Raw genomic sequence first — 23850 nt, 5'->3', positions numbered from 1 at the left:
ATTTGCAATGAACGACCCAGAGAGTAACAAGCCGACCTGGCTTGAACGTTTGTCCACCCTGCTGCTACGCGAACCGGAAGACCGCGAGCAGCTCATCGAAGTCCTCAACCACGCTTACGATCGCAACCTGCTCGATGCCGACGCGCTGTCCATGATGGAAGGCGTGATCCAGGTATCGGAGCGCCCGGTGCGCGAGATCATGATCCCGCGCGCGCAGATGGATGTGATCGACATCAGCCTGCCGCCGGACCAGTTCCTGCCCTACGTGATCGAGACGGCGCACTCGCGCTTTCCGGTGATCGACGGGGCCAAGGACAACATCGTCGGCATCCTGCTGGCCAAGGATCTGCTGCGCATCTATGCGGGCGAAGGGTTCGAGGTGCGCGACATGCTGCGCCCGGCGGTGTTCGTGCCGGAATCCAAGCGCCTCAACGTGCTGCTGCGCGAGTTCCGCAGCAACCGCAACCATATCGCTCTGGTGGTCGATGAATACGGTGGAGTGTCCGGCATGGTGACCATCGAGGACGTGCTGGAGCAGATCGTGGGTGACATCGAGGACGAATACGACTTCGACGAGGACGAGGACAACATCATCGCCAACGGCTCGGATGCCTGGCGGGTCAAGGCGGCCACCGAGATCGCGGATTTCAACGAGGCCACCGGCAGCAGTTTCAGCGACGAAGAGTGCGATACCGTGGGCGGACTGGTGGTTCAGGCCTTCGGCAAACTCCCCCGGCGAGGCGAGCGCGTATCGCTGGGCGGCCTGGAGTTCACCGTGTTGCGGGGCGATAGCCGCCGCGTCCATCTGCTACAGGCCGAGCGCACGCCCGACACCAGCGCTGCCTGACCTTAGCGCGCGTACTTGCGCACGAAGGTGTCCAGTGCCGTGCGATATTCCAGCCAGGCGAAGTTGGGGATGTTGCTGTGCTCCGCCCCGACGATGAAGGCGATGCTCTTGGGCTTGGGCGCGTGGTCATATAGCGCCTGAGCCATTTCTCTGGGGATCTTGCTGTCGTTGCTGCCGTGGATGATCAGCAGCGGGATCTTCAACTGGCCGATCTTGCTCACCGTATCGAACTTCTGATTGAGGACCCGGCGCACCGGCAGATACCCGTGCTCCAACTCCCCCATGTCCGCCATCGAGGTGAACGAACTCTCGATCACCAGCCCCGCCGCCTCGGGATGATGCACCGCCAGCTCGGTGGCGATCGCGCCGCCCAGCGAATGGCCGTAGATAAAGGTGCGGCCAGGTGCGACATGGCGCTGCCGGACCAGCCAATTCCACGCCGTCTCGGCATCTTCATACACCTTGCTTTCGGAAGGCCAGCCGCCGGTGCTGTGGCCGTAACCACGATAGTCGACCAGCAGCTGGTTATAACCCAGCTCGTGCAACCGCAATATCACATCCGGACGCAGGCTGATGTTGCGGAAAGTGCCGTGCAGATACAGGATAGTGGGGGCATGCGGGTTGTCCGCCGGCACCCACCAGTTCATCAGCTCTCCCTGCTCCGCCCCCGCGCCCGAGGGGATGTGCACCTCCTCATATTTCAGGCCGTTGCGGGCGGGCGTGGTCAGCAAAGTATGCTCCGGCTCAAAAATCAAGTGGCGCTGCTCCACCCAGAAATAGCCCACCACGGCAGCGTATAACAAAGCCAGCAACAGGCCGAACGAAGCCAGCCAGCGCAGCACACCCCGGACCGCCGTCGCAATCATGATTGCACCTCCAGTTGTAACCACAGGCACTTGCCCTTGCTGGCCTTGTCGATATCGGCCAGCTGCTGCCGATGCAAGGCCTCGTCTTCATCCGACGCACGCAAGACACGCACCGGGATGCGAGGAGCGCCCTCCTCCATCTCCACTCGCACAGAGCCGCCGCCCGTCTCCTCCTCGCCCAGCAGACTATCCTGCCCGCGCGTCATCGCCAGATAGACTTCGCCCAGCAGCTCGGTGTCCAACAGCGCGCCGTGCAAGGTGCGGTGCGAGTTGTCGACGAAATAGCGGTCGCACAGCGCGTCCAGATTGTTCTTCTTGCCCGGATGCAGCTCCTTGGCCAGCTTGAGTGTGTCGATCACGCTGGGGCAGTGGTCGGTGACCTTGCCCAGGCCGAGCCGGGCGAACTCGCTGTTGATGAAGCCCACGTCGAACGGCGCGTTGTGGGCAATGATCTCGGCCCCACGGATGAATTCCAGCAACGACGGCGCGATGTCGGCGAACAGCGGCTCGTCCTGCAAGCGCTCCCAGGTCAGCCCGTGCACGCGCGCCGCCTCTTCCGGCACGTCGCGCTCGGGATTGATGTAGCGGTGGAAGCGTCGGTCGGTGACCACACGGTCACACAGTTCGATGGCCGCGATCTCGACGATGCGGTCGCCGCGATCCGGGTAAAGTCCGGTGGTCTCGGTATCCAGTACGATCTGTCTCATGCGCCCCTCCCCAGTTCTTCGATGCCGCGATTGGCCAGCTGGTCGGCGCGCTCGTTGCCGTCATGCCCGGCGTGCCCCTTCACCCACAGCCATTCGATCTGATGCTGCGCCGCCAGCTCATCCAGCCGCCGCCACAGGTCTTCGTTCTTCACCGGCTTCTTGTCGGCGGTCTTCCAGCCGCGCTTCTTCCAGTTCACCACCCACTCGCTGATGCCCTGCTGCACGTATTTCGAATCGGTGTGCAGACGCACGCGACAGGGGCGCTTGAGCGCCGCCAGCGCCGAGATGGCACCCATCAGTTCCATGCGATTATTGGTGGTATGGCGCTCGCCGCCACACAACTCGCGCTCCTTGCCCGCCATGCGCAGCAGCGCGCCCCAGCCGCCGATGCCGGGATTGCCCTTGCACGCGCCATCAGTAAATATTTCTACGATTTCTTCAGTCATCTTTTTGTATTTTTTGGGTCACATCGCGATTCAGTTTGGGCGCTACCGGCAGCAACTTGCCGACCAGCCCCTCGTTCCAGCGCGGTTTGATCAAACGCATGCCGGGAACGCGCTTCTTCGCTTGCAGAAAATATACGCCGCCGCTCACCGCCCACCAGCGGTCGCCCGGCGGCTCCATGAAATGGAAACGCTCCAGCCACTGCGCGCTGGCGAACGGCGGCGCATAGCAGGCGAAACGCACGCCGGTCACCTCGAAACCGAGCAGCGCCAGCCAGTCCTTCAGCCGGGTCAGCGCGATGAACTGGCCGCACCACGGATAACCGTCGCGGCAGCCCAAGGCGCGGCGCACGCCCCACAGGCTGCGCGGATTGAAGCCGCTGAGGATGAGTTCGCCTTCGGGCCGCAGCACCCGCTCGACCTCGCGCAAGATCTGGTGCGGGTCGTCGTTGAACTCCAGTATGTGCGGTAACAACAGCAAGTCGAGGCTGTCGGCTTCCAGCGGCAGCTCCTGCGGCAGCAGCCGTAGTTGCGCGCCCGCCTCGTCCGCCGCCTGCACGCGCAAGGGGATGCGGCTGCCGCGCAGCAAGTCGTGTTGCGGCAAACCCAGCTGCACCGCATTGAAACCGAAGATGTCGGCCACCGCCTGATCGAACAGCGCTTGCTCGCGCGCCAGCAGGTATCGGCCCTGCGGCGTTGCCAGCCAATCGCCCAACGAGGTAGCAATCACGGTCACGTCCCGCTCCGGAAATCAATGGCGCACATTATGCCCGCTTTTGGCGGGCGGGGCGCACAGCAAGCCGACCAGCGGCGGCCCTTAGCGCTCCGCCGTCGTCACCGCGCGCAACTTCCACAGCATCAGCATCACGCCCAGCAGCGCCATCAGTGCGCTCATCGAATACATCAGCGACGCGCCCCAATGCTGCCACAACGGGCCGCTGACCAGCCCGCCCAGCGTGCCGCCCGCGCCGTAAGTGAAGCTGCCGAACAAGGCCTGTCCGCGCGACTGGTGTCGCCCCCGGAAGAAGTGATGTACCAGCGCCACCGCCGCCGCGTGGAATGCGCCGAAGGTCGCGGCGTGCAACACCTGCGCCAGCAGCACCAGCGCCAGGGAATCGACGCACCAGCCTATCAGCAGGAAGCGCGCCACTGCCAGGGCCAGACTCACTGTGAGTATCCCCGGCAAGGTGGCGTGGCGCAGCAACCACGGCATCAGGAAGAACACGCCGATCTCGCAGATCACGCCCAGCGCCCACAACCCGCCGACCGCGCCCTTGCTGTAACCATGCTCGACCAGATAGAGGGTGTAAAAGGTGTAATACGGCCCGTGCGCCAAAGCCATCAAAAAGCAGGCACCGAACAGCGCCAGCACTTGCGGCTGCTTGACGATGCTCCACACCGGCTGGTCGTCGCTGTGATGCGCTTCCGTCGCGGTGGGCGGGATCAGCCGGGCGAACAGGAAGATGCCGAGCATGATGACCAGCCCCACCCACAGCAGCCAGCGGATGTCGATGTAATCCAGCGCGTAACCCAGCCCCGCCACAGCCACGATGAAGCCGACCGAGCCCCAGGAGCGCAGCCGCCCGTAATGCGCCGAACGCTTGCCAAGATAGCTCAGCGTGGTCGCCTCCACCAGCGGCATGGACGCGCTCCAGAAGAAGCTCATCGCCGCCAGCGCCAGCATCATGCCCCAGAACTGCGTCACGAAGAACACCGCGCAATACGCCAACGCACTCAGCCCGGCGGCCAGCTTCACCACCCGCAAGCGATCGCCGGTGTGGTCGGCCAGCCAGCCCCACAGACTGGGCGCGACCATGCGCATCACCGGCTGCACCGACATCAGGATGCCGATCTCGACCACGCCGAAACTCAGCGATTTGAGGTACAGCGCCCAATACGGCGCGAACATGCCGACGAACGCGAAATAGAAGAAATAGAAACCGGCGATGCGCCAGTGGTAGTTCGTTTGCGTATTCACGGGGCCGGGTTCGGAAAAAGGTAGCGCGGCCAGCAGACAGGCCGCACGGCGCGCATTCTACACCGCCCGCCGCCCGCCTCAGCCCTCGTTCGCCACGCCGTGCGGCACATGGCCGGTGGCGACGTGCTGGCGCGCCGATTCGCAATGCTTGGTCTGGTCGTCGAAGAAGATGTCCGCGCCGAAGGCCTTGAGGAACGCGCCCTTGTCCATGCCGCCCAGGAACAGCGCTTCGTCGATGCGGATGTTCCAGGCACGCAGGGTGCGGATGACGCGCTCGTGCGCCGGTGCGCCACGCGCGGTGATGAGCGCGGTGCGGATGGGCGATTGCTCCGGCGGATAGTCGAGCTGGATCTGGTGCAGCATGGCGAGGAATTCCTTGAACGGCCCGCCCGGCAAGGGCTGGTGCGCCGCCGCCTGCTCGTTGCTCTCGAAGGCATCCAGCCCGGACTGCTTGTAGATGCGCTCCGACTCGTCCGAGAACAGCACCGCGTCGCCGTCGAAAGCGATGCGCAACTGCGACTCCTCGCCGCCCGCCAGCGGCTGCGCCGACGGCAGAATGGTCGCCGCCGCGAACCCCGCCTCCAGCGCACGGCGCACATCCCCCGGCTCCGCCGACAAGAACAGATGCGCCCCGAACGCCGAGATATACGGATGCGTGCTCTCCCCGCGCGTGAACGCCGCCCGGCTGATGTCCAGCCCGTGATGGCGGATGGAATTGAAGATGCGCAGCCCGGTGTCCGCACTGTTGCGCGAGAGCAGAATCACCTCCACACGCGGACGCGCCGGGTCACCCGCGTTCAATGCCAGCAACTTGCGCACCAACCCGAACGCCACGCCCGGAGCGAGCGGGCTATCCTCATGCGCCACCTGATAACGGCAATACGCTTCCACCCCCTCGTTCTCGAACACGGCATGGCTCTCGTCCAGGTTGAACAAGGCGCGGGAAGAAATGGCTACGGTGAGTTGACTATTCATGTCTGACCATTAGGGAAATGCTGAATGAATCGTCGCACCGGCGAAAGCCGGTGCCCAGCCACAAAACACATCCTGCAAAGCAGACAAAATTTTATTCAGACAACATCTGCCCCAACTCATTGGAAATCGGAATAACAAGAATTACCACGGTAGCAATGTAAACAACTGCAAGCAATATGTCCAAATCGGGAAATACATACGCAAGCACGCTGAGCACCAACCCAACCACCAGAGAAAGAATGTACTGTTGTTTATACTGAACAATTTTAGGGAAAAAGTGTAGATACACCAGCAAAAGTCCGAAACAGAGTGTTTGCAAAAGTACCCCTTCAATCCACAGCCCCCGTATTGTAATTATTAGGGGAGCGGAGGCTGTACCCAATAAACACCGCATAAGAATTACACCGCGCCTATTTTCCATATCTTTTCCAGATCCGAATACCTAAATGATAGCGGGGACCGACAATCGGGGACCACGGTATTCCCATAAACCGCATCGGCGAGTTGTTCGAACACGACCATGGTCGTCTCGGCATAGCCGTCGGCGACGAGGTTCCCGGGTTCGGTGGCGGAGAGGGGATTGGTACTCATGGTTTATACCCTCTCCCTAACCCTCTCCCTGCAAGGGAGAGGGTATATGTTTGCTGGCTGGCCGTTGAGACAAGTGGTTCCCCTTCATACAGTTGTGTGCTGGCCTCGCCCGCTATATGGGCTCTGTCTTGCGCCAGCCTCCTGCCTGGGGTCTCTTCAGTGTGCCCCGCGCCGTTCATGCGGCGCGATGTGCGTTGTGCAGAGTTGCAATGGGGCGAACTTTAGGGGATGGATGCGCGGGGTGTCAATGCGCAAGCGGGTTGGATTTCTCACGGATTCAGTGGTGACGCAAGCAAGCCGGAGTCAGCAACCGTGGCAGTCGGCATGGTCAGCTGAAGTCGTCCGCCAGGACTTTGGGTGCGCGGTCGTGCTTGTATAGCAGGGGGATCAGCACCGCCGTGGCCAATACCATGAAAAGTGGGCCGAACAGCCAGAACACCAGCGGCACGCAGTAGTAATAAGTGCGCATGCCGATGCTGTAGTGCTTGCCTGCGGTGTTCAGGTAGACGGCCACATGCTGCGCCGTCATGGACTTGTGCTCCAACCCCAGAGGTACGTTGATCAGGTAGCCGACATGGTTGAATATCCGGATGGCCATGGAAAAGCTGAAGAAGGCGACGAACAGGTCGATCAGCAGCAGGATCAGTTTGAAGATCCATAGCTCGTTATGGTTCGCACCGTAGGTGTTCAGCACTTGCCAGGTGTTGGCCTGTGTTTGTGCGCTCAGGGTCAGCACTCCCATGATGAACAGCACGGCAGTCGATGCCAGGAACGTGGCCGCCATCGTGGAGTTGCGCAGGGTCTGGATGGAGATCACGTCCGGCTTGCCCGAGCTCATCATGGTTTCCACCCACATCGCCCGGGCGATCCTGTTCAGGGCCTGAATGGTGTAGGAGGGATTCTTCCTGACCTTGCTGCGCAGATAGAGGTGGTAGCCCACCAGCATGAGTACCGACAGCAGAAAACTGGCGATGTCGGCAAGAAACATCGAACTCCAGCCAGGGGTCTCAGACACATTCACCATCGATCACTCCACTCCATATCAAACATTCTCTTGCGTGCGACTCGGCCACACGCGCCACGTTCGTCATCCTTAGCCACGCGCCACCGCGCGCTCATCGTGACTGCTGCGCACCAGAGCGAAGCCGCCGCCCGGCGTGCGGAAATTCGTGGTCTGTCCCTGATAGAGGCGCGCGGCCAGCAACTGGGTCTCGCCCGCATAGACGTAGCAGCGCACGTCGAATTTCAGCACTCTCTCTCCTTCGGGGGCGGGCACCACGCGCTCACCCGGTGCGGCCAGCCGCTGCGCGACGTAATCGCCCTGTACGATCTCGGCGAACACCCGCTTGGTCAACTTTTCACCGCGATACGCCCCCTTGCTGCCGTAGCCGCTATTGGGCTTGAAGAACCATTGCTTGCGCTCCGCCCACAGTTGCTCCTCCATCTCGGGACTCACCACTTGGGTGTGCGGCACGCCCGCTTGCAGCGCGGCGATGTCGGCCTCGTCCGCGCCCAGTGCGCGCAATCCGGCGGCATCCGAGAGCCGGGCCAGGTTGCGTTTGTCGGCATAGCGCGCATACGCCCCCGGATGCGGGGTCACCACCACCTGCCCGCTCAGCATCGCGTCGCGCAAGACAGGCGTGCGCTCCAACGAGAAATCGGTCAGCCGGTTGTAGATCAGATCGATGCGGGTAGCCCCAAGGTACAGGCCGTCGCTGCGCTGCTCGAAAGCGGATGGATCGGCGATCTGCGCGCTGATGCCCGCCCGCTCGAACATCGCCTGCGCCAGCAGGAACTCCGGGTAAAGGTATTGCGTTTCCGGTTGCTCGTCGACGATGGCCACGCTCACCAGCGGCGCATCGCCCCGCACCGCGCGCCACTCGTTGCGGAACATGGCCAGGAAGGCCTGCTCGGGATGCTCGACCGCCAGTCGGGTGCCGGGCAGCGCCGTCGCCTGCTGGCTCTCCAGCAGCAAGGCGTTGAGGAAGCCACCGCCGGCATTGGTGTTGATCTCGATCAGGTGCGCGCCATCGGCGTTGAGGTGGAAATCGTAGCCGAAGAACACGCCCAGCGGCTCGACCCCGTTCCGCCCTGCGCCGAGCGCGCCGTCCCAGCCCGGCAAGCGCACCACCCGCTCCACTGCCGCGATCACCGCCCGCATCTGCGCCACCTGCGCCGGGGTCGCCCATACCGCCACCGCCGCATACAAGTGGGGGCAGCGTTCCGCCACCACGTCCGCAATACCCGCCTGCTGCAACTGCGCCCCCAGTGCGGCCCGGTCTATCAGTGCCGACCGGCTATCCAGATTCGATTCAACCACCCAACAATCCTTTTTTCAGATCAACCTGTGCCGGGTGTGCACCCAACCAGATGCTCAACAGGGCGCGGTAGAAGTCGTCGCCCGCCACACGCCCCAATTCCTTGCCATCGATGCTGGCCCGCAAACCCTCACCGGGAACTCCATCGAAGGCGATCACCGAACGCGCCGCCATTTCGCCCATGCCCTGAAAGAGGTGCTCGAATGCCGCCACGCGCGGGGCCAGAACGGCCAGACTCTGCTCGCTGTTGTTCCTGACCATGCCTTTGCGAAAGGCCGCAAGCACGCGGCTGGCGGGAACGTCTCTCAACACATGCAGCTCGATGCGGCGCACGCCCGGCTCCGCCAGCGCCGCCTCATCCGAGGTTTGCCTGGATGGCAGGTACAGCGCCGCGACATACACATCCATGAACAAAAAGGTGCGCACCCCCGCGCCGTTCAGCACCAGCGGCTGACCGGCGACTTGCACACGCTCGTCCAGCCTCACGCCGTCGACTTCCAGCGCCTGCGCGTGCAGGCTGAACAACAGACACACAACGGCGACGATCTTGCTCACCCTCGTCTCCTCACATGGCCTCGAAGATACCCGCCGCGCCCATGCCGGTGCCTATGCACATGGTCACCATGCCGTAACGCTGCTGGCGGCGGCGCAGGCCGTGCACCAGCGTCGCGGTGCGGATCGCGCCGGTCGCACCCAGCGGATGACCCAGCGCGATGGCTCCGCCCAGCGGGTTGACCTTGTCCGGGGCTAGGCCGACCTCCTGCATCACCGCCAGCGTTTGCGCCGCGAACGCCTCGTTCAACTCGATCCAGTCCAGCTCTGCCAGTGTCAGCCCGGCCTGGGCCAGCGCACGCGGAATGGCAACCTTGGGGCCGATGCCCATGATCTCCGGCGGCACGCCCGCCACACTGTAGCTGACGAAACGCGCCAGCGGCGTGAGGTGGTAGCGCTGCAACGCGGCCTCGGAGCACAACAGCACCGCCGCCGCGCCGTCCGACATCTGCGAGCTGTTCCCCGCCGTGACGCTGCCGTCCTTGGCGAACACCGGCTTCAGCTTCGCCAGCGCTTCCAGCGACGTGTCCGCGCGCGGCCCTTCGTCCTGCGTGACCCGCTGCGTGGCCGTCACCGCCTGGCGCGCAGCCAGGTCGACTCCACGCGACTCGACCGTGTACGGCGCGATCTCGGTGGCGAACTCGCCCGCCGTGCGTGCCGCCAGCGCGCGCTGGTGGCTCAACAGGGCGAACGCATCCTGCGCCTCGCGCCCCACCTGCCAGCGCGCCGCCACCTTCTCCGCCGTCAGCCCCATGCCGTAGGCGATGCCGACGTTGCCGCCGTCCGCGAACAGCGCCGGGTTGTACGACGGCTGGTGGCCGCCCATAGGCACCCGGCTCATGCTCTCCACCCCGCCCGCCAGCATCACGTCCGCTTCGCCCAGGCGGATACGGTTGGCGGCCTGCGCCACCGCCTCCAGACCGGAGGCGCAAAAGCGGTTCAGCGTCACACCGGGCACGCTGTCGGGCAACCCGGCCAGCAACAACGCCATGCGCGCCACGTTCAGCCCCTGCTCCGCTTCCGGCATGGCGCAGCCGACCACCACGTCGGCGATGGCCGCCGGATCGAGCAAGGGCGCTTGCGCCAGTACGGCGCGCAGCACATGCGCCAGCAGATCGTCAGGCCGCGTGTCGCGGAACACGCCGCGCGGCGCTTTGCCCACCGGCGTGCGCACGGCGGCCACGATGTAGGCTTGCCGGATCTGCGTCGTCATGTCCCCTCTCCTTGCTCCGATATCAGTCTCAAGTGCTCAGCCGCTCACCTTAATGGGCGGTCTTGCCCAGGTATCCAACACCTCTTTCAGACGCTCGAAGTCGATCGGCTTGGTAAGGTAATCGTCCATGCCTGCCGCCAGGCATTTTTCCCGGTCGCCTTCCATCGCGTTGGCCGTCATCGCCACGACAGGTTGATGCCGCCCGGTCCCTTCCTCGGCACGGCGGATGTGCCGGGTCGCCTCATAACCATCCATCTCCGGCATCTGGCAATCCATCAACACCAGCGCAAAACGACCATGCTCCATGGCCGTCACCGCCTCCAGACCGTTCTTCGCCAGGAGTACATCACACCCCAGCTTCTTCAGTACGGCTTCCGCCAGCCGCTGGTTCACCATATTATCCTCGACCAACAGGATGATTGGCCGTTCCCTGGACTCTTTGGCTGCCTGAACATCTTGCGCGGCAGGCGCTGCCTCAAACTGCTGGATGGGCTCGCCTTTGGGCAACTCGACCCAGAAGGTACTGCCCTGTTGTTCGACGCTCTCGAAACCCACCTTACCGCCCATCGCCTCGGCCACCCTGCGGGTAATGACCAAGCCGATGCCGGTGCCCTCGATCGAGCCGCCCTCCTTGCCCAGGCGATCGAACGCCTCATGGAAGATGCGCGACTGCTTTGCCGCCGGAATGCCTATGCCGGTATCCGAAACGCAGATGCGCACCCGTCCATCATCCGTCTGGGCAGATAGCGTGACCTGACCGTTCGGCCGGTTGTACTTGATCGCATTGGACAGGAAGTTGATAAGGATCTGGCGCAGGCGGGCAGCATCCACTTGAACGGACAGAGAGTCGTCCAGCCTGGCCTCATCGACCAGCCTTATCCCCTTGTCGCTGACCAGCGGCGCGATCATCGCCAGACTCTTCTCGACCACGGATCTGACGGAGACCGTCTCCAGGGAAAGCTCGATCTTGCCAACCTCGATGCGCGCCAGATCGATCAGGTCGTTCACCAGCGACAACAAGTGACTGCCCGCGCGCTCGATCTCGTGCGCCTGTTCGCGGGCATCCTCCGGCAATTCCGGCGATGCCCCCAGCAGATAAGAGAACCCGTTGATCGCATTGAGCGGGGTCCTGAGTTCATGGCTCATGCTGGCCAGGAACTCACTCTTGGCACGGCTGGCGGCTTCCGCTGCCTCCTTGGCCTCGACCAGCGCCAGCTCCCGATCCCCGGCAGCGATCCTGAGCTGTACATTCTCGTGCAGCACCCGCTCGCTACGCAACGCGACCATCACCATGACCAGAAAGTACAGCGCTGCCATGCCTCCCATCGCCAGCGACAAGCGCTCGGACTCCAGCAGCAATCCGAAAGTGATCGGCAACAGCGTCGGCGCCAGGAAGATCAGTATCGAGCGGCGGTCTATCGCCAGCAAGGTGATCGCACCGGCACAGACCCCACCCAACGTGAAGGCCATGAACACCTGATACACCACATTCCCGGCGGGAAACAGGAAGACGGAAGCGCCACCCCAGCACAAACCGGTTGCCAGCACGCCCAGACGGAAGCGGGACAACCAGTATGGATCGCACCGTCGGGACGATCCTTCCCGCAGCAAAGCGGTTCCGCTGAACCTACGAAACAGTAACACCAGGCCGAACACGCCCCACCAAGCGTAGATCCTGGAGGCGGGTATCACCGACTCCAGCATGACCCCCATGATCAACGCCAGCAGTACATTGCTGACTATCGACGAATTCTGCCCGGCATACAGAAAACGGACCTGTTCGCCTTCCAGATCGAGTAACTCCGGCTGTGTCGTCATTGTTCCCTCAGTTCGCATATGATTCGCCACCGCTCCATATCCAGTCCGGCAGCAGTGCGACGGCCACATTCGAGATTCCCACACATCACTGCGCCCGTATCTCGTTCAGGCCCCAGATCCAGTCCGACAGGCGCATCTTGCCTTGCAGGGCGAGCTGTTCCTTGTGCGGCCACAACAGGATGAACGGACCTTTCTCGGCGTAAGCGATGGGGCGACCGTTCAGACGCGTCGCCAGTATCGCCGGGCTGCCCTGGTAATCGGCGACGGACAGCTGATCGCGATAGCCATCCAGTGCGACCAGCGTGACCGCCCGCCCGGCCAGCTTGTGCGCCTTGAGCAGGTCCGTCAGCAGCACGCCCTGAAACGTGCCGCGCTGCCCCCAATGCGTAGTCAAAGTGGTCTGGTAGAGAGGCAAGCGTTCGATTTCGGCCTGGCTCAGCCGGACCGGCTTGGCTCCGCCTACGACCATCAGCTCGGCGACATTGCCGGTCAACGGCGCCAGCGGCAGCTTGAGTGCCGCGTAATCAGCAGCAGCGGCAAGCTGACACGCCAAGGCCATTACGCCCACCAGAAGAAGTCGGAGATCGGCCATCGCTCAGTTCCTCAACGGTTTGCTGTGTTTCAGCATGTGTTCGATGCGCGCCTGGGTCTTGTCGGTAGCGAGCAGTTCCATGAAATGACGGCGTTCGAGGTCGAGCAGCCATTGCTCGTCCACCAGTGTGCCGCTGTCCACGTCGCCGCCACACAGGGTCTCGGCGATGCGGCTGGCGATGGCGTGGTCGTGCTCGGAGATGAAGCCGCCTTCCACGAAATTGACCAGTCCGGCGCGCAGCGTGGCCAGCACGTTGCGCCCGGCCACCGGAAACGGCGCGGGCAACGGTGGCCGCCAGGCGGTGGCGGCCAGTGCAGCGGCTTCCTGCCGGGCGACGTGCAGCAGCTCGAAACGGTTCATCACGATGCGGTCACCGGGGCGCAGATAGCCCATCTCGCGCGCCAGTTCGGCGCTCTTGGATACTTCGCCCATGGCGATCAGCTGGAAGTTGCGTTTTATCGGCTCGAACAACTCGCCGCCGCGCGCTTCCTGCGCCGCGCGCAACGCCATCTCCTTGCAACCGCCGCCCGCCGGAAGCAGTCCGACGCCGATCTCCACCAGCCCGATGTAACTTTCCAGCGTGGCGACGACGCGCGCGCAGTGCAGCGCGACCTCGCAGCCGCCGCCCATCGCTAGGCCGTCCACCGCTGCGACCACCGGCACGCGGGCGTATTTCAGCCGCATGGTGGCGCGCTGGAACTTGGCGACCACCTCTTCCACGCGCGGCAGATTGCCGATGGCGGCATCCAGCACCGCGCCCACCCCGCCGCCGCTGGCCACGGTGTATTTGACCCGCTGCGCGGCTTGCTTGAACTTGCCGAACAGCCCCGCTTCCGGCGCCTCGCGCACGCCCTGCATCACCTGCAACAAATTGGCCCCGACCGAGAACGGCGGCTCGGTCTGCCAGATGACCAGCGCCGAGAAATGCGCCTCGGCCTCGTCCACCGCACGCAGCAAGGCATCCAGCACCTCGCTGCCGATGGTGTGCATCTTGGAATGAAAACTCAGGATGGCGATGTCGTCGCCCAGATGCCACAGACGCGCCTGCTCGGTCTCGAAGATCGTCTCGCCGTATTGGCGTTCTTCGCCGAGCAGTTTGTCAGGGAAGAGTTGGCGCTGGTAGACGGGAAGTTGGGAGCGGGGTTGATAGCTCTGTTCCCTCTCCCTCCGCTGCGCTCCTCCCTCTCCCGCTTGCGGGAGAGGGGTTGGGGGAGAGGGTGAGAATGAACCTCGTGTTGCATGCACGCCCGTCCGTCCCGGCTCCAGCGCCCAGTCCGGCAGCGGCGTGACTGACAGCGCGCGGCCTGCGGCGATGTCATCCTTGATCCAGCCTGCGACCTGCTGCCAACCCGCCGCCTGCCAGATCTCGAACGGCCCCATGTCCCAGCCGAAGCCCCAGCGCATGGCGAAGTCGAGGTCGCGCGCGTTGTCGGCGATGTGTTCGAGCTGGACGGCGCAATAGTGGAACACGTCGCGCAGCACCGACCACAAAAACTGAGCCTGCGGATGCCGGCTGGCGTGCAGTCCGGCCAGTTTTTTCGCCCAATCGCGTTCGCGCAGGATGTCTTTCACTGCCTCGGCGGCCAGCCCCTCGGACGGGCGGTACTCGCCGCTGGCGAGGTCGAGCACATGAATTTCCCGGCCCACCTTGAGATAGACACCGCGCTTGCTCTTCTGCCCCAGTGCGCCCTCGGCCACCAGCCGCTCGAACCAGTCCGGCAATGCAAACATCGCGTGCCAGGGATCGTCGGTCAGCGTCTCGCGCATCATGGTCACGACATGCGAAAAGATATCGAGGCCGACCAGATCCAGCGTGCGGAACGTGGCGCTCTTGGGTCGACCGAGGTAGCGGCCAGTCAGCGCGTCCACGGTGTCGAAGCCCAGCCCGAACGTCTGCGCGTGATGCTGGGTAGCGCGCATGGAGAACACGCCGATGCGGTTAGCGATGAAGCTGGGCGTGTCCTTGGCGCGCACCACGCCCTTGCCAAGCATGGAGACAAGGAAGGTCTCCAGTTGATCGAGCAGCACCGCCTCGGTGTCGCGCCCTGGGATCAGCTCGACCAGGTGCATGTAGCGCGGCGGGTTGAAGAAATGGATGCCGCAGTAGCGGTGACGCAGTGGCTCAGGGAAGGCTGCCGCCAAGGCATTGATCGACAGGCCGGAGGTGTTGCTGGCGAAGATGGCGCGCTCGCCGAGATAAGGCGCGACCTTGCGGTAGAGATCAGACTTCCACTCCAGCTTCTCGGCGATGGCCTCGATCACCAGATCGCAGTCGCGCAGCTGCTCCAGATGCTCGGCGTAATTGGCCGCCCGGATGCAGCTGAGCTTGGCAGGACTGGCCAGCGGCGCGGGATCGAGCTGCTTCAGCTTGTCCAGCGCTTGGGTGACGATGCCGTTGGCCTCCCCTTCCGGTGCTGGCAGATCGAAAAGCAGCGTCTCGATGTGCGCGTTAGCCAGATGGGCGGCGATCTGCGCCCCCATCACTCCCGCGCCCAGCACCGCCACCCGGCGGATCAAGAAATCGGCTGCCATCGCGCCTCCCGACAAGACCGGAGAGTACCCACAGCCCCGCCGCTCAGAAGTTATGCCCGAGCTGGACACCCAGGATGTTGGATTGCAGGGAGGTGTAACGCCCCACCAGATTGGCCGCAGCTGAAGCGGCTTGGTTGGATGAGATAGGCGCACTCGCCATGAACAGATGCGCGTACGCCACGTCGATGGCGGTAGCCGGGCTGAGCCGGTATTGCCCGCCTAACGCCAGCCAGGTGCGGTTCTGGTCGGGCAGGCGCGCGGTACGAAAGGCATCGGAGACCGGCGACTGATCGTAGGCCACGCCGATGCGTGCCGTCAGTTGCGCGTCGTAGTGATAACTCGCCCCGAGCGCAAAGCGGGACGTGTCGCGCCAACCCTCGTGGGTGTTGGAAAGCACAGTACCGTTGCCGCTGCGCACGGTCAGGTTCTGCACCGCACTCCAGCCGGTGCGGGTGACATCTGCCATCAGATCCCATTGCTCGTTCACCTGATGGAACACGCTGGCCGACCAGGTGTCCGGCACTTTGATCGCCAGCGTGACCGGAGCGGTGACCAGGGCCGCCGCCAGACCGGCGGGGACATTGGCGAAGGAGACCGTGCCATTGAGGGTGTAGTTGATCGCCGAGCGATAGGCCAGGCCGAAACGTGTCTGCGGACCCGCTGCTATGGTCATGCCGAGGTTGTAACCCCAGGCACTGTCCGTGCCGCTCATCGTGCTCAAGCCTTCGCTGTTCGGCCCGCCTGCCGCCGCCAAACCTGCCGCCTGACCTGCAGCCACGGCGGCCAGATAGGGCGCGCTCCCCACGGGCGCACCGCCAGCCACGGCTGCGGCCGCACCAGCGGCGGCACCGGCAGCCGCACCCGCTGCCGAGTAGTTGACCATGTTGCTCAGCTCGCCCTTGATGCTCTGGTAATCGAGGCCCGCTGCCAGAGTCACGGTTTCAGTGGCGCGCCAGGACAGAGCCGGATTCAGGTTGATCGTGGAGATCGAGGACTTGGTCGCCTGAAAGCGCCCCGCCCAGGTGGTGCCATAATCCGTCTGCAACCCAAAGGGGACGTTCACGCCGAAACCGGCATGCAGGGTCGGGGAAAGTTCGCTGGACAGGAACAGGGCCGGAATGTAGTTGGTGCCCCCGGGATCGCCGCCGTTGCCACCGGCGGCTTGCAGCGGCGCGTAGTCCGCTGCAGTCATGGCGGACGTGAAGGACGCGGAGGGACGCACGGCACTGGCCATCACCACGAACTGGCTGCCGGGCAAGCAACTCATCCCCGCCGGGTTGGAGTAGATCGTGCTGGCATCCTCGCAGCTCGCCGTGCCCGCATAGGCATTCCCCAGTCCGCTGACACTGTATTCCGACACCGCGAAACCACCAGAACCAGCCCATGCAGACGCGCCGTACAGCGTCGCCAAACCTGCCAACAAGACCGAGCACTTCGCTATGTAACGCATCACTCCTCCCGCTATTTCTGACCGACACCCGCCACTCAACACGTTAGTGGATGGCTGTCCGGTCCAGTTTCGCCATGAAGCCCGGCAGCGCGCTCGCCACGCCCGCGCCAAAGCGCTGCGCCAGCCTGTCGGCCAAACCTTCATGCACGGTAAAATCGACGATGTTCTCGGCCTTGATGACCTCGCGCGCGACCGAATCCAGACTACCCTCGGCATCGGCCAAGCCCAGTTCGATGCTGCGCTCGCCGGTCCACACCAAGCCGCTGAACAGCTCCGGCGACTGTTTCAGGCGCTGACCGCGTCCCTGCCGCACCACATCGATGAATTGCTGGTGGATCTCGCCCACCATCTGCCGGGCGTATTCACTCTGCGCCGGGTTCGCCGGAGAGAAAGGATCGAGGAAGCCCTTGTTCTCGCCCGCCGTGATCAACCGGCGCTCCACACCCAGCTTCTCCATCGTGCCGGTGAAGCCAAAACCATCCATCAGCACGCCGATGGAACCGACCATGCTCGCCTTGTTGACGAAGATCTTGTCTGCCGCTGCCGCGATGTAGTAGCCGCCGGATGCGCAAATGTCCTCGACCACCACGTACAAGGGGATGGACGGATGCTTGGCGCGCAGGCGACGGATCTCGTCGTTGATGTAGCCGGCTTGCACCGGGCTGCCGCCGGGGCTGTTGATGCGCAGCACCACACCTTGGGTGTGCGCATCCTCGAACGCATCCTGCAAACTGCTGATGATGTCATCGGCATTGGCCGCCGTATCTGCCGCGATCACGCCGTGCAGATTGACCAGCGCCGTGTGGTTGCTACCGCCTAAGGGTGACTCTTTCTTGCTTTCGCCCCAGCCCATGAACAGGTAGAGCAGGATGAACAGATAGCCGAAGGTCAGCACCTTGAACAGGATGCTCCAGTGGCGCGCCCGGCGTTGTTCCTGAATGGCCGACATCGCCAGCTTCTCCAGCACACCGCGTTCCCAATTATCGTTTTGCTCTGACATCACAGTCCTTGTTCCATCGGTTCAGGCATTCTCGCGCAACCAGGTGCGCAATGCCACAAAATCATCCACCAGAGCCAAGGGCTCAAGTGCGCTCAAAATCTCTTCGGGATGGGCGCCATGCGTCATCCCCAGCGCATCGACCCCGGCATTCAGCGCCAGTTGCAGGTCGTGCGTGGTATCGCCGATCATCAACACGCGCTCGGGCACCACCTTCAACTCGTCCATCAGTTCGATCAGCATCGCCGGATGCGGCTTGGACTGGGTCTCGTCGGCGGTGCGCGTGGCGTGGAAATAATGCCGCAAGCCACTCGAATCCAGCACCCGGTTCAGCCCGTTGCGATTCTTGCCGGTCGCCACGGCCAGCAGATAATTCGCCGCCTGCAACTCATCCAGCGTCTGCTGTGCGCCTTCATACAGCGGGATCGCATCGCCGTGGCTGAGGAAGTGGTGGCGGTAGCGCGCCGCCAATTCGCCGTACTGGTGCTCGGGCAGGGTCGGCACGGCCTGGCGCAACGCCTCGTTCAACCCCAGACCGATGACATGACGCGCGGTCGCCTCATCCGGCACTTCCACGCCCAGATCGCGGCAGGCGGACTGGATCGAGCCAGCGATGACCGCTGTGGAGTCCATCAGCGTGCCATCCCAGTCGAACACTATCAGATCGTATCGTTTGCTCATTTCATTCCTTACTAAACAAGTGTGGATTCTACCAGTCGCCGTCCCAAAATCGCCGTCATGGTGCTGCCTGTGCGACAATCTGCCCATGAATACTCGTCATCTGCTCTACTGCCGCCCCGGTTTTGAACGCGACTGCGCCGAAGAGGCACTGCGCCATTCGCCTCGCGCCGAGGTACTCGATGCCACCGAGAACAGTGGCTATGTACGCTTGCAGGGCCCGTCCCGGCTGGATTACGCCACGCTGATCTTCGCCCGTCAGGTGATTCGCGAGCTGGGCAGCGTGGAGGCACTGCCGGAACGCGACCGCCTGACTCCCATCCTGGCTGCCCTACCTGATGCGCCACAGCGTTTCGGCGCACTGTGGCTGGAGACTCCGGACACCAACGACGGCAAGGAGCTGTCCAGCTTCACCCGACGCTTCGGCCCCTTGCTGGAAACGGCGCTGCAAGCCGCCGGGAGACTGGAAGCCAACGACAAACTGCCACGCCTGCACCTGTTCTTCCCCGACCGCCAGCGCGTGGTGCTGGGCACGAGCGAGCCGGGCAAGAGCGCGGACGGGCTGATGGGCATCTTGCGCCAGAAGATGCCGCCGGAAGCCCCCAGCCGCTCCACCCTCAAGTTGTCCGAGGCCTTCGGTGTATTCCTCGGCAGCGAGGAAATACGCCTGCTCAAACCGGGCATGACCGCCGTCGATCTGGGCGCAGCCCCCGGCGGCTGGACTTGGCAACTCATCCGACGCGGTATCCGCGTCCAGGCGGTGGACAACGGCCCGCTCAAGGGCGCGGTGCTCGGCCACCCGCTGGTCGAACACTTGCGCGTGGACGGCTTCCGCCACCGCCCGCGCCGCCCGGTGGACTGGCTGGTATGCGACATGGTGGAGCGCCCGCAGCGCGTCGCCGCGCTGATGGCCGACTGGCTGATCCACGGCCACGCCCGCCACACCGTGTTCAATCTCAAGCTGCCGATGAAGAAGCGCGTCGACACCGTCTACACCGCCCTGGCCGACCTGCGCGCCACGCTGGATGATGCCGGATTGCGCTACCGCCTGAGCGCCAAGCAGCTCTACCATGACCGCGAAGAGATCACGGTCTATGTGGGCCGCGTGGCGGAAGGGCGCAAGCGATGAACCGCGCCACACATACCTCGGCGTCATTCCCGCATAGGCGGGAATCCAGTGGGCAAAATGTCCCGCAAAGCGGACAAAACCCTGCGCAGCCCCGCTACGCGGGGGGTGATCGGTGCGGCTGGAATCCCGCCTGCGCGGGAATGACGACTAATGACTAAGCTACCGCCCGCGATTTTCCTGATGGGCCCCACTGCCAGCGGCAAGACGGCAGTGGCGGTGGCGCTGGCCGAACGGCTGCCGGTGGAGTTGATCAGCGTGGATTCGGCGCTGGTCTATCGCGGCATGGACATCGGCACGGCCAAGCCCGACGCCGCCACCCTGGCTCGCGCACCGCATCACCTGATCGACATCATAGACCCGACCGAAAGCTACTCTGCCGCCGCCTTCCGTCACGACGCGCTGCAGCTGATGGCCGAGATCACCGCGCGCGGAAAAATCCCGCTGCTGGTAGGCGGCACCATGTTGTATTTCAAGGCGCTGCGCGAAGGGTTGAGCGAATTGCCGCAGGCCGACCCGGCGCTGCGCGCGCAACTCGATGCCGAGATCGCCGAACACGGCATCGAGGCGATGCACCGCAAGCTGGCCGAGATCGACCCCGCCACCGCCGCCCGCCTGCACAGCACCGACACCCAGCGCATCCAGCGCGCGATGGAGGTCTGTCTGCTGAGCGGAAAGCCGATGTCGGAGTTGCTCGCAAAGACCAACGCCGAACTGACTCCCTCTTCCGCCAGCGGGAGAGGGCTGGGGAGAGGGGCACCCGACAACGCACTGCCCTACTCCGTCCTCCCGCTCGCCCTCGTCCCTTCCGACCGCGCTGTGCTGCACGCACGCATCGCCACGCGCTACGAAACCATGCTGAAGCAAGGATTGCTGGATGAGTTGAGTCGCTTGCGACGCGATCACCCCACGCTGCATCCCGACCTGCCGTCGATGCGCTGCGTGGGCTACCGACAGGCATGGCAATTCCAGAACGGTGAAATCGACGAAGCTGGCCTGCTGGAAACCGGCATCGCTGCCACCCGACAACTGGCGAAGCGCCAGCTCACCTGGCTGCGCGGCATGGAAGATGTCATCAGCCTGGACTGTCTGCAAGCCGACCTTGCCCAACAAGTGTTTGATGCTTTTTCAGCCCAACTCAATTAGTACGGAGTCCACCATGAAGCGTTACATCCTCGTTCTGACGTTAAGTTTCGTGTCACTCGGCAGCACTGCCGCCGATGTACCCAAGTCAACGTCCGCTCAATCCTGTCCAGCCATACTCAATCACCGACTCACTTCGTTGCAAGAAGAACAGGTGGATCTGTGCCAATTCAGCGGTCGCGTGGTGCTGTTCGTCAACACGGCCAGTTATTGCGGCAACACCCATCAATATGGCGATCTGGAAAAACTGTATCGCGAACTGGAACCCCGTGGGCTAAGTGTGATCGGCTTTCCTGCCAACGATTTCGGCGGGCAAGAGCCGAAGAGCAATGGCGAAATCGCCGAGTTTTGCCGTTCAACCTACGGTGTGAAGTTCCCCATGATGGCTAAATCGCATGTAGTGGGGAGTGAGACGAATCCTGTCTATGTACAACTGCGCGCCGCCACTCGCAGCCAGCCAGAGTGGAACTTTCACAAGTATCTAGTCAGCCGCGATGGCAAAACCATCCTCTCCTTCCCGGCCGAACTGCCTCCCACCGACCCGAAATTCAGGGCGGCGATCGAGTCTATGCTGAGTCAGCCGCACTAAAGTAAAGCACGCAGCGCATCCATCACTTGGCTATAGCGAAATGCGTAGCCTGATGCCTTGATGCGACCAGGCAGCACGCGCTGCCCTTCGAGCAACAAGCTGGCGCGTTCGCCCAAGGCCAGCCGCAACACCCCCGCTGGGGCGGTGAACACCACGCGGCCTCCACTCAATTCGCTCAGGATACGCACGAATTCTGCCTGGCTGACCGGCTCTGGCGCGGTCAAGTTGTAGGCACCGTGCGCTTGTGCATCGTCCAATAGGCGCAACATGATCTGCACATGATCGTCGATATGGATCCAGCTCATCCACTGCTCACCGCGCCCGAAGCGCACGCCTATGCCGAAGGGCAAACGCATTTTGGCCAGTAAACCGCCGCCATCGCTCAGCACCAAACCGGTACGCAACAGGCAAACCCGCACTCCCAGGGCGGATGCCTCAAGCGCGGCGTGTTCCCACGCCGCACACAATTCGGCCGAATAACCGCTGCCGCCATCCGCCGCCTCATCCAGCGCCAGAGCCTGCCGATTACCGTAATAACCTATCGCCGAGCCACTCAACAGAACGCCAGGTTGCACGTGTGCAGCCGCGATCTTTTGCACCAACTGCCGGGTGAGTGTAACGCGGCTATCCCACAGCGCTTGCTTGCGCTTGTCCGACCATGCGGCATCCGCAATCGGCTCGCCTGCCAGATTGATCACGGCATCGAATGCGTGCTCAGGCTGCCATTCATCCAGCGAGGCCATCGCCGCCACCGTTGCGCCACAGCGCGACGTCACGGTTTCAGGATGCCGACTCAATACCGTCAACTGATGACTTTGTGCCAGCAAGGCGCGACACAGGCTACGCCCAATCAAACCCGTGCCGCCAGTCAATAAGATACGCATGATCGTCCTTAAGCCGCCTTGAACATCGCCAACGTCAATTCGCGCGCTACGGCGTGATCGACGATGGGGAATGGATAATCCCGCCCGAGCACGACACCGCAACGCCGTTGCTCGTCTGCGCTCATGTTCCACGGGGCATGCAGGTGGCGCTCGGGACATCCAGCGAGTTCCGGCACATAGCGGCGGATGAACTTGCCATCGGGATCGAATTTCTCCGACTGGGTGACCGGATTGAAGATGCGGAACCAGGGCTGGGCATCGCACCCGGTCGAGGCCGCCCATTGCCAGCCGCCGTTGTTCGCCGCGAGGTCGAAATCCAGCAGACTCTCGGCGAACCACGCCTCGCCCCAGCGCCAGTCGATCTGCAGATCCTTGACCAAAAACGAGGCCGTCACCATGCGCAAACGGTTGTGCATGAAGCCAGTCTGGGCGAGCTGGCGCATACCGGCATCGACCAGCGGATAGCCGGTCTGCCCCGCTTTCCAGGCAGCGAACCCATCCCCGTTGTTAGTGAACGGCAGATGCTCGAACTGCGGCTTGAACGCATGGCCGACCACGCGCGGATGGTGATGCAGCAACATCTGGTAGAAATCGCGCCAGATCAGCTCGGACAGCCAGGTTTGCGCCCCCTGACCGCCCCGGTAATAGGCCTCGCGCGCCAGACTGCGGATGGAAATGGTGCCAAAGCGCAGATGCGGCGCGAGGTAAGACACGCCCTTCACCGCCGGGAAATCGCGCTGTTCGTGGTAACGCTCCATCCGCAGCTTGAAATCCTCGAACAAGCGCGCCGCGCCTGACATGCCCGTCGGCATCTTCAATTGCGCCAGATTGGTCGCCTGAAAGCCCAGTTCGGCCAAACTGGGCATGGTCATGGTCGGCAACGGCGCCAAGGCCGCGAAATATTTTTCGTTCGGATAGGCGCGCAGATGGAAATCCGTCAGCCGCTTCAGCCAGGCATTCTTGTACGGTGTGAACACGTTGAACGGCGTGCCGCTGCCGGTCAACACCTCGTCGCGCTCGAAAATCACCTGATCCTTGAAATCCAGCCACTGGATATCCGCCTCGCGCAAATGCCGCCGCACCACCTCGTCCCGCGCCATCGCCTCGGGTTCGTAATCGTGGTTCGCATACACCGCTTGCGCACCCAGTCGTTGTGCCAGTTGCGGAATGAGGACACGAGGATCGCCGTGCAACACGTGCAAGCCACTGCCCTGCGCCCGCAACGCATCGGCCAGTTCGCGCACCGCCTGCCAGATGAACTCCACCCGCCTGTCCGCCTTGTTCGGCAGCACATCGAGCAAAGTGGTGTCGAACACGAACACGCAATGCACTTCGGCACTGCCTCTCAAGGCGTGGTAGAGCGCAGCATGGTCCGCCAAACGCAGATCGCGCCGGAACCAGCACAACGAGATTGATGGATGCGACATGACTCAACTCCTGTCAGATGCGCTCGACACGGCAGCGCCGCAGATGCCCCGAGCGGGACGGGCTGCGTCAACTGCGGACACGGCTACAAAAGCAAAAACGCCCCACGAGGAGGCGTTTTATTGC

At 63.3% G+C, this 23850-nt stretch carries 24 protein-coding genes; 4 read left to right on the top strand and 20 right to left on the bottom strand.

Annotation, left to right across the window (positions count from 1 at the left end; translation table 11 throughout):
* Positions 1-7 precede the first annotated feature (7 nt).
* Positions 8-847, top strand: coding sequence for an HlyC/CorC family transporter (locus DM08_RS01990; protein ID WP_035382909.1), 840 nt, complete (start codon positions 8-10; stop codon positions 845-847).
* A 2-nt stretch (positions 848-849) separates the two neighbouring features.
* Here DM08_RS01990 and DM08_RS01985 read toward each other — a convergent pair whose 3' ends face one another.
* The 18 genes from DM08_RS01985 to DM08_RS01900 all read right to left on the bottom strand — a co-directional run bounded on the left by DM08_RS01985 (position 850) and on the right by DM08_RS01900 (position 18560).
* On the bottom strand, positions 850-1713 hold the full coding sequence (locus DM08_RS01985) for an alpha/beta hydrolase (RefSeq protein ID WP_035382908.1): 864 nt from the start codon (positions 1711-1713) through the stop codon (positions 850-852).
* Positions 1710-2420 carry a DNA polymerase III subunit epsilon gene (gene dnaQ / locus DM08_RS01980; protein WP_035382907.1) on the bottom strand — a complete coding sequence of 237 codons (711 nt, stop codon included), beginning with the start codon at positions 2418-2420 and terminating at the stop codon, positions 1710-1712. Before dnaQ ends, DM08_RS01985 begins: the two co-directional genes overlap by 4 nt.
* Entirely contained in the window at positions 2417-2866 is a 450-nt protein-coding gene (gene rnhA / locus DM08_RS01975; RefSeq protein ID WP_035382906.1) for a ribonuclease HI, read from the bottom strand. Before rnhA ends, dnaQ begins: the two co-directional genes overlap by 4 nt.
* Complete coding sequence (locus DM08_RS01970) at positions 2859-3599, bottom strand: class I SAM-dependent methyltransferase (protein WP_343282953.1); 741 nt, start codon at positions 3597-3599, stop codon at positions 2859-2861. Before DM08_RS01970 ends, rnhA begins: the two co-directional genes overlap by 8 nt.
* Positions 3600-3680: 81 nt before the next feature.
* On the bottom strand, positions 3681-4841 hold the full coding sequence (locus DM08_RS01965) for an MFS transporter (RefSeq protein ID WP_035382905.1): 1161 nt from the start codon (positions 4839-4841) through the stop codon (positions 3681-3683).
* Positions 4842-4919: 78 nt separating this feature from the next.
* Positions 4920-5816 (bottom strand): 5'-nucleotidase, encoded by an 897-nt coding sequence (locus tag DM08_RS01960; protein WP_035382904.1) that lies wholly within the window; start codon positions 5814-5816, stop codon positions 4920-4922.
* A 91-nt stretch (positions 5817-5907) separates the two neighbouring features.
* Positions 5908-6237 carry a hypothetical protein gene (locus DM08_RS12970; RefSeq protein WP_161780247.1) on the bottom strand — a complete coding sequence of 110 codons (330 nt, stop codon included), beginning with the start codon at positions 6235-6237 and terminating at the stop codon, positions 5908-5910.
* Positions 6216-6407, bottom strand: a complete 192-nt coding sequence (locus tag DM08_RS01950) for a hypothetical protein (protein ID WP_035382902.1) — start codon at positions 6405-6407, stop codon at positions 6216-6218. The genes DM08_RS12970 and DM08_RS01950 overlap by 22 nt, the downstream gene beginning before the upstream one ends.
* Before the next feature lie 328 nt (positions 6408-6735).
* On the bottom strand, positions 6736-7431 hold the full coding sequence (locus DM08_RS01945; RefSeq protein ID WP_081908723.1) for a DUF599 domain-containing protein: 696 nt from the start codon (positions 7429-7431) through the stop codon (positions 6736-6738).
* Positions 7432-7500: 69 nt separating this feature from the next.
* Positions 7501-8727 (bottom strand): hypothetical protein, encoded by a 1227-nt coding sequence (locus tag DM08_RS13290; protein WP_051937727.1) that lies wholly within the window; start codon positions 8725-8727, stop codon positions 7501-7503.
* Positions 8720-9280 carry a chalcone isomerase family protein gene (locus DM08_RS01935; protein WP_035382901.1) on the bottom strand — a complete coding sequence of 187 codons (561 nt, stop codon included), beginning with the start codon at positions 9278-9280 and terminating at the stop codon, positions 8720-8722. Before DM08_RS01935 ends, DM08_RS13290 begins: the two co-directional genes overlap by 8 nt.
* A 10-nt stretch (positions 9281-9290) precedes the next feature.
* Positions 9291-10490 carry an acetyl-CoA C-acyltransferase gene (locus tag DM08_RS01930; protein ID WP_035382900.1) on the bottom strand — a complete coding sequence of 400 codons (1200 nt, stop codon included), beginning with the start codon at positions 10488-10490 and terminating at the stop codon, positions 9291-9293.
* Between the two features lie 36 nt (positions 10491-10526).
* Positions 10527-12308: an ATP-binding protein gene (locus DM08_RS01925; RefSeq protein ID WP_051937726.1), complete on the bottom strand. Its 1782-nt coding sequence runs from the start codon at positions 12306-12308 to the stop codon at positions 10527-10529.
* An 85-nt stretch (positions 12309-12393) separates the two neighbouring features.
* Positions 12394-12900 (bottom strand): putative pterin-binding protein, encoded by a 507-nt coding sequence (locus DM08_RS01920; RefSeq protein WP_035382899.1) that lies wholly within the window; start codon positions 12898-12900, stop codon positions 12394-12396.
* Positions 12901-12903: 3 nt separating this feature from the next.
* Positions 12904-15432 (bottom strand): 3-hydroxyacyl-CoA dehydrogenase/enoyl-CoA hydratase family protein, encoded by a 2529-nt coding sequence (locus DM08_RS01915; RefSeq protein ID WP_035382898.1) that lies wholly within the window; start codon positions 15430-15432, stop codon positions 12904-12906.
* 43 nt (positions 15433-15475) lie between these two features.
* A complete protein-coding gene (locus tag DM08_RS01910) occupies positions 15476-16882 on the bottom strand; it encodes an OmpP1/FadL family transporter (protein WP_051937725.1) in 1407 nt (468 codons plus the stop codon).
* A 43-nt stretch (positions 16883-16925) separates the two neighbouring features.
* Entirely contained in the window at positions 16926-17882 is a 957-nt protein-coding gene (locus DM08_RS01905) for a S49 family peptidase (protein WP_035382897.1), read from the bottom strand.
* 21 nt (positions 17883-17903) lie between these two features.
* The gene (locus DM08_RS01900) at positions 17904-18560 is read right to left on the bottom strand and encodes an HAD family hydrolase (RefSeq protein WP_035382896.1); all 657 of its coding nucleotides are present in this window, start codon (positions 18558-18560) and stop codon (positions 17904-17906) included.
* Positions 18561-18645: 85 nt separating this feature from the next.
* Here DM08_RS01900 and rlmM point away from each other — a divergent pair, with 85 nt between their 5' ends.
* The 3 genes from rlmM (at position 18646) to DM08_RS01885 (ending at position 21415) form a co-directional block, all read left to right on the top strand.
* Positions 18646-19686 carry a 23S rRNA (cytidine(2498)-2'-O)-methyltransferase RlmM gene (gene rlmM / locus DM08_RS01895; RefSeq protein WP_035382895.1) on the top strand — a complete coding sequence of 347 codons (1041 nt, stop codon included), beginning with the start codon at positions 18646-18648 and terminating at the stop codon, positions 19684-19686.
* Between the two features lie 180 nt (positions 19687-19866).
* Positions 19867-20829, top strand: a complete 963-nt coding sequence (miaA, locus tag DM08_RS01890; RefSeq protein WP_237560188.1) for a tRNA (adenosine(37)-N6)-dimethylallyltransferase MiaA — start codon at positions 19867-19869, stop codon at positions 20827-20829.
* Positions 20830-20842: 13 nt separating this feature from the next.
* Positions 20843-21415: a glutathione peroxidase gene (locus DM08_RS01885; protein ID WP_035382893.1), complete on the top strand. Its 573-nt coding sequence runs from the start codon at positions 20843-20845 to the stop codon at positions 21413-21415.
* Here the strand turns inward: DM08_RS01885 and DM08_RS01880 are convergent.
* Both DM08_RS01880 and DM08_RS01875 read right to left on the bottom strand, forming a co-directional pair.
* The gene (locus DM08_RS01880; protein WP_035382892.1) at positions 21412-22299 is read right to left on the bottom strand and encodes a TIGR01777 family oxidoreductase; all 888 of its coding nucleotides are present in this window, start codon (positions 22297-22299) and stop codon (positions 21412-21414) included. The two genes, DM08_RS01885 and DM08_RS01880, sit on opposite strands and share 4 nt — an antisense overlap.
* 8 nt (positions 22300-22307) lie before the next feature.
* A complete protein-coding gene (locus tag DM08_RS01875) occupies positions 22308-23726 on the bottom strand; it encodes a cryptochrome/photolyase family protein (protein ID WP_035382891.1) in 1419 nt (472 codons plus the stop codon).
* Positions 23727-23850: the final 124 nt, after the last annotated feature.

The organism is Ferriphaselus sp. R-1, from assembly GCF_000746095.1.
Lineage (GTDB): Bacteria > Pseudomonadota > Gammaproteobacteria > Burkholderiales > Gallionellaceae > Ferriphaselus.
The sequence above is the reverse complement of the archived record's forward strand: the minus strand, read 5'-3'. Positions and strand labels throughout refer to the sequence as shown.

Excerpts from the sequence above, each read along its gene's own strand:
- DM08_RS01990 (WP_035382909.1), top strand. The coding sequence starts at position 8 with ATGAACGACCCAGAGAGTAACAAGCCGACCTGGCTTGAACGTTTGTCC.
- DM08_RS01985 (WP_035382908.1), bottom strand. The coding sequence starts at position 1,713 with ATGATTGCGACGGCGGTCCGGGGTGTGCTGCGCTGGCTGGCTTCGTTC.
- dnaQ (WP_035382907.1), bottom strand. The coding sequence starts at position 2,420 with ATGAGACAGATCGTACTGGATACCGAGACCACCGGACTTTACCCGGAT.
- rnhA (WP_035382906.1), bottom strand. The coding sequence starts at position 2,866 with ATGACTGAAGAAATCGTAGAAATATTTACTGATGGCGCGTGCAAGGGC.
- DM08_RS01960 (WP_035382904.1), bottom strand. The coding sequence starts at position 5,816 with ATGAATAGTCAACTCACCGTAGCCATTTCTTCCCGCGCCTTGTTCAAC.
- DM08_RS12970 (WP_161780247.1), bottom strand. The coding sequence starts at position 6,237 with ATGGAAAATAGGCGCGGTGTAATTCTTATGCGGTGTTTATTGGGTACA.
- DM08_RS01950 (WP_035382902.1), bottom strand. The coding sequence starts at position 6,407 with ATGAGTACCAATCCCCTCTCCGCCACCGAACCCGGGAACCTCGTCGCC.
- DM08_RS01945 (WP_081908723.1), bottom strand. The coding sequence starts at position 7,431 with ATGGTGAATGTGTCTGAGACCCCTGGCTGGAGTTCGATGTTTCTTGCC.
- DM08_RS01930 (WP_035382900.1), bottom strand. The coding sequence starts at position 10,490 with ATGACGACGCAGATCCGGCAAGCCTACATCGTGGCCGCCGTGCGCACG.
- DM08_RS01925 (WP_051937726.1), bottom strand. The coding sequence starts at position 12,308 with ATGACGACACAGCCGGAGTTACTCGATCTGGAAGGCGAACAGGTCCGT.
- DM08_RS01920 (WP_035382899.1), bottom strand. The coding sequence starts at position 12,900 with ATGGCCGATCTCCGACTTCTTCTGGTGGGCGTAATGGCCTTGGCGTGT.
- DM08_RS01915 (WP_035382898.1), bottom strand. The coding sequence starts at position 15,432 with ATGGCAGCCGATTTCTTGATCCGCCGGGTGGCGGTGCTGGGCGCGGGA.
- DM08_RS01910 (WP_051937725.1), bottom strand. The coding sequence starts at position 16,882 with ATGCGTTACATAGCGAAGTGCTCGGTCTTGTTGGCAGGTTTGGCGACG.
- DM08_RS01905 (WP_035382897.1), bottom strand. The coding sequence starts at position 17,882 with ATGTCAGAGCAAAACGATAATTGGGAACGCGGTGTGCTGGAGAAGCTG.
- DM08_RS01900 (WP_035382896.1), bottom strand. The coding sequence starts at position 18,560 with ATGAGCAAACGATACGATCTGATAGTGTTCGACTGGGATGGCACGCTG.
- rlmM (WP_035382895.1), top strand. The coding sequence starts at position 18,646 with ATGAATACTCGTCATCTGCTCTACTGCCGCCCCGGTTTTGAACGCGAC.
- miaA (WP_237560188.1), top strand. The coding sequence starts at position 19,867 with ATGGGCCCCACTGCCAGCGGCAAGACGGCAGTGGCGGTGGCGCTGGCC.
- DM08_RS01885 (WP_035382893.1), top strand. The coding sequence starts at position 20,843 with ATGAAGCGTTACATCCTCGTTCTGACGTTAAGTTTCGTGTCACTCGGC.
- DM08_RS01880 (WP_035382892.1), bottom strand. The coding sequence starts at position 22,299 with ATGCGTATCTTATTGACTGGCGGCACGGGTTTGATTGGGCGTAGCCTG.
- DM08_RS01875 (WP_035382891.1), bottom strand. The coding sequence starts at position 23,726 with ATGTCGCATCCATCAATCTCGTTGTGCTGGTTCCGGCGCGATCTGCGT.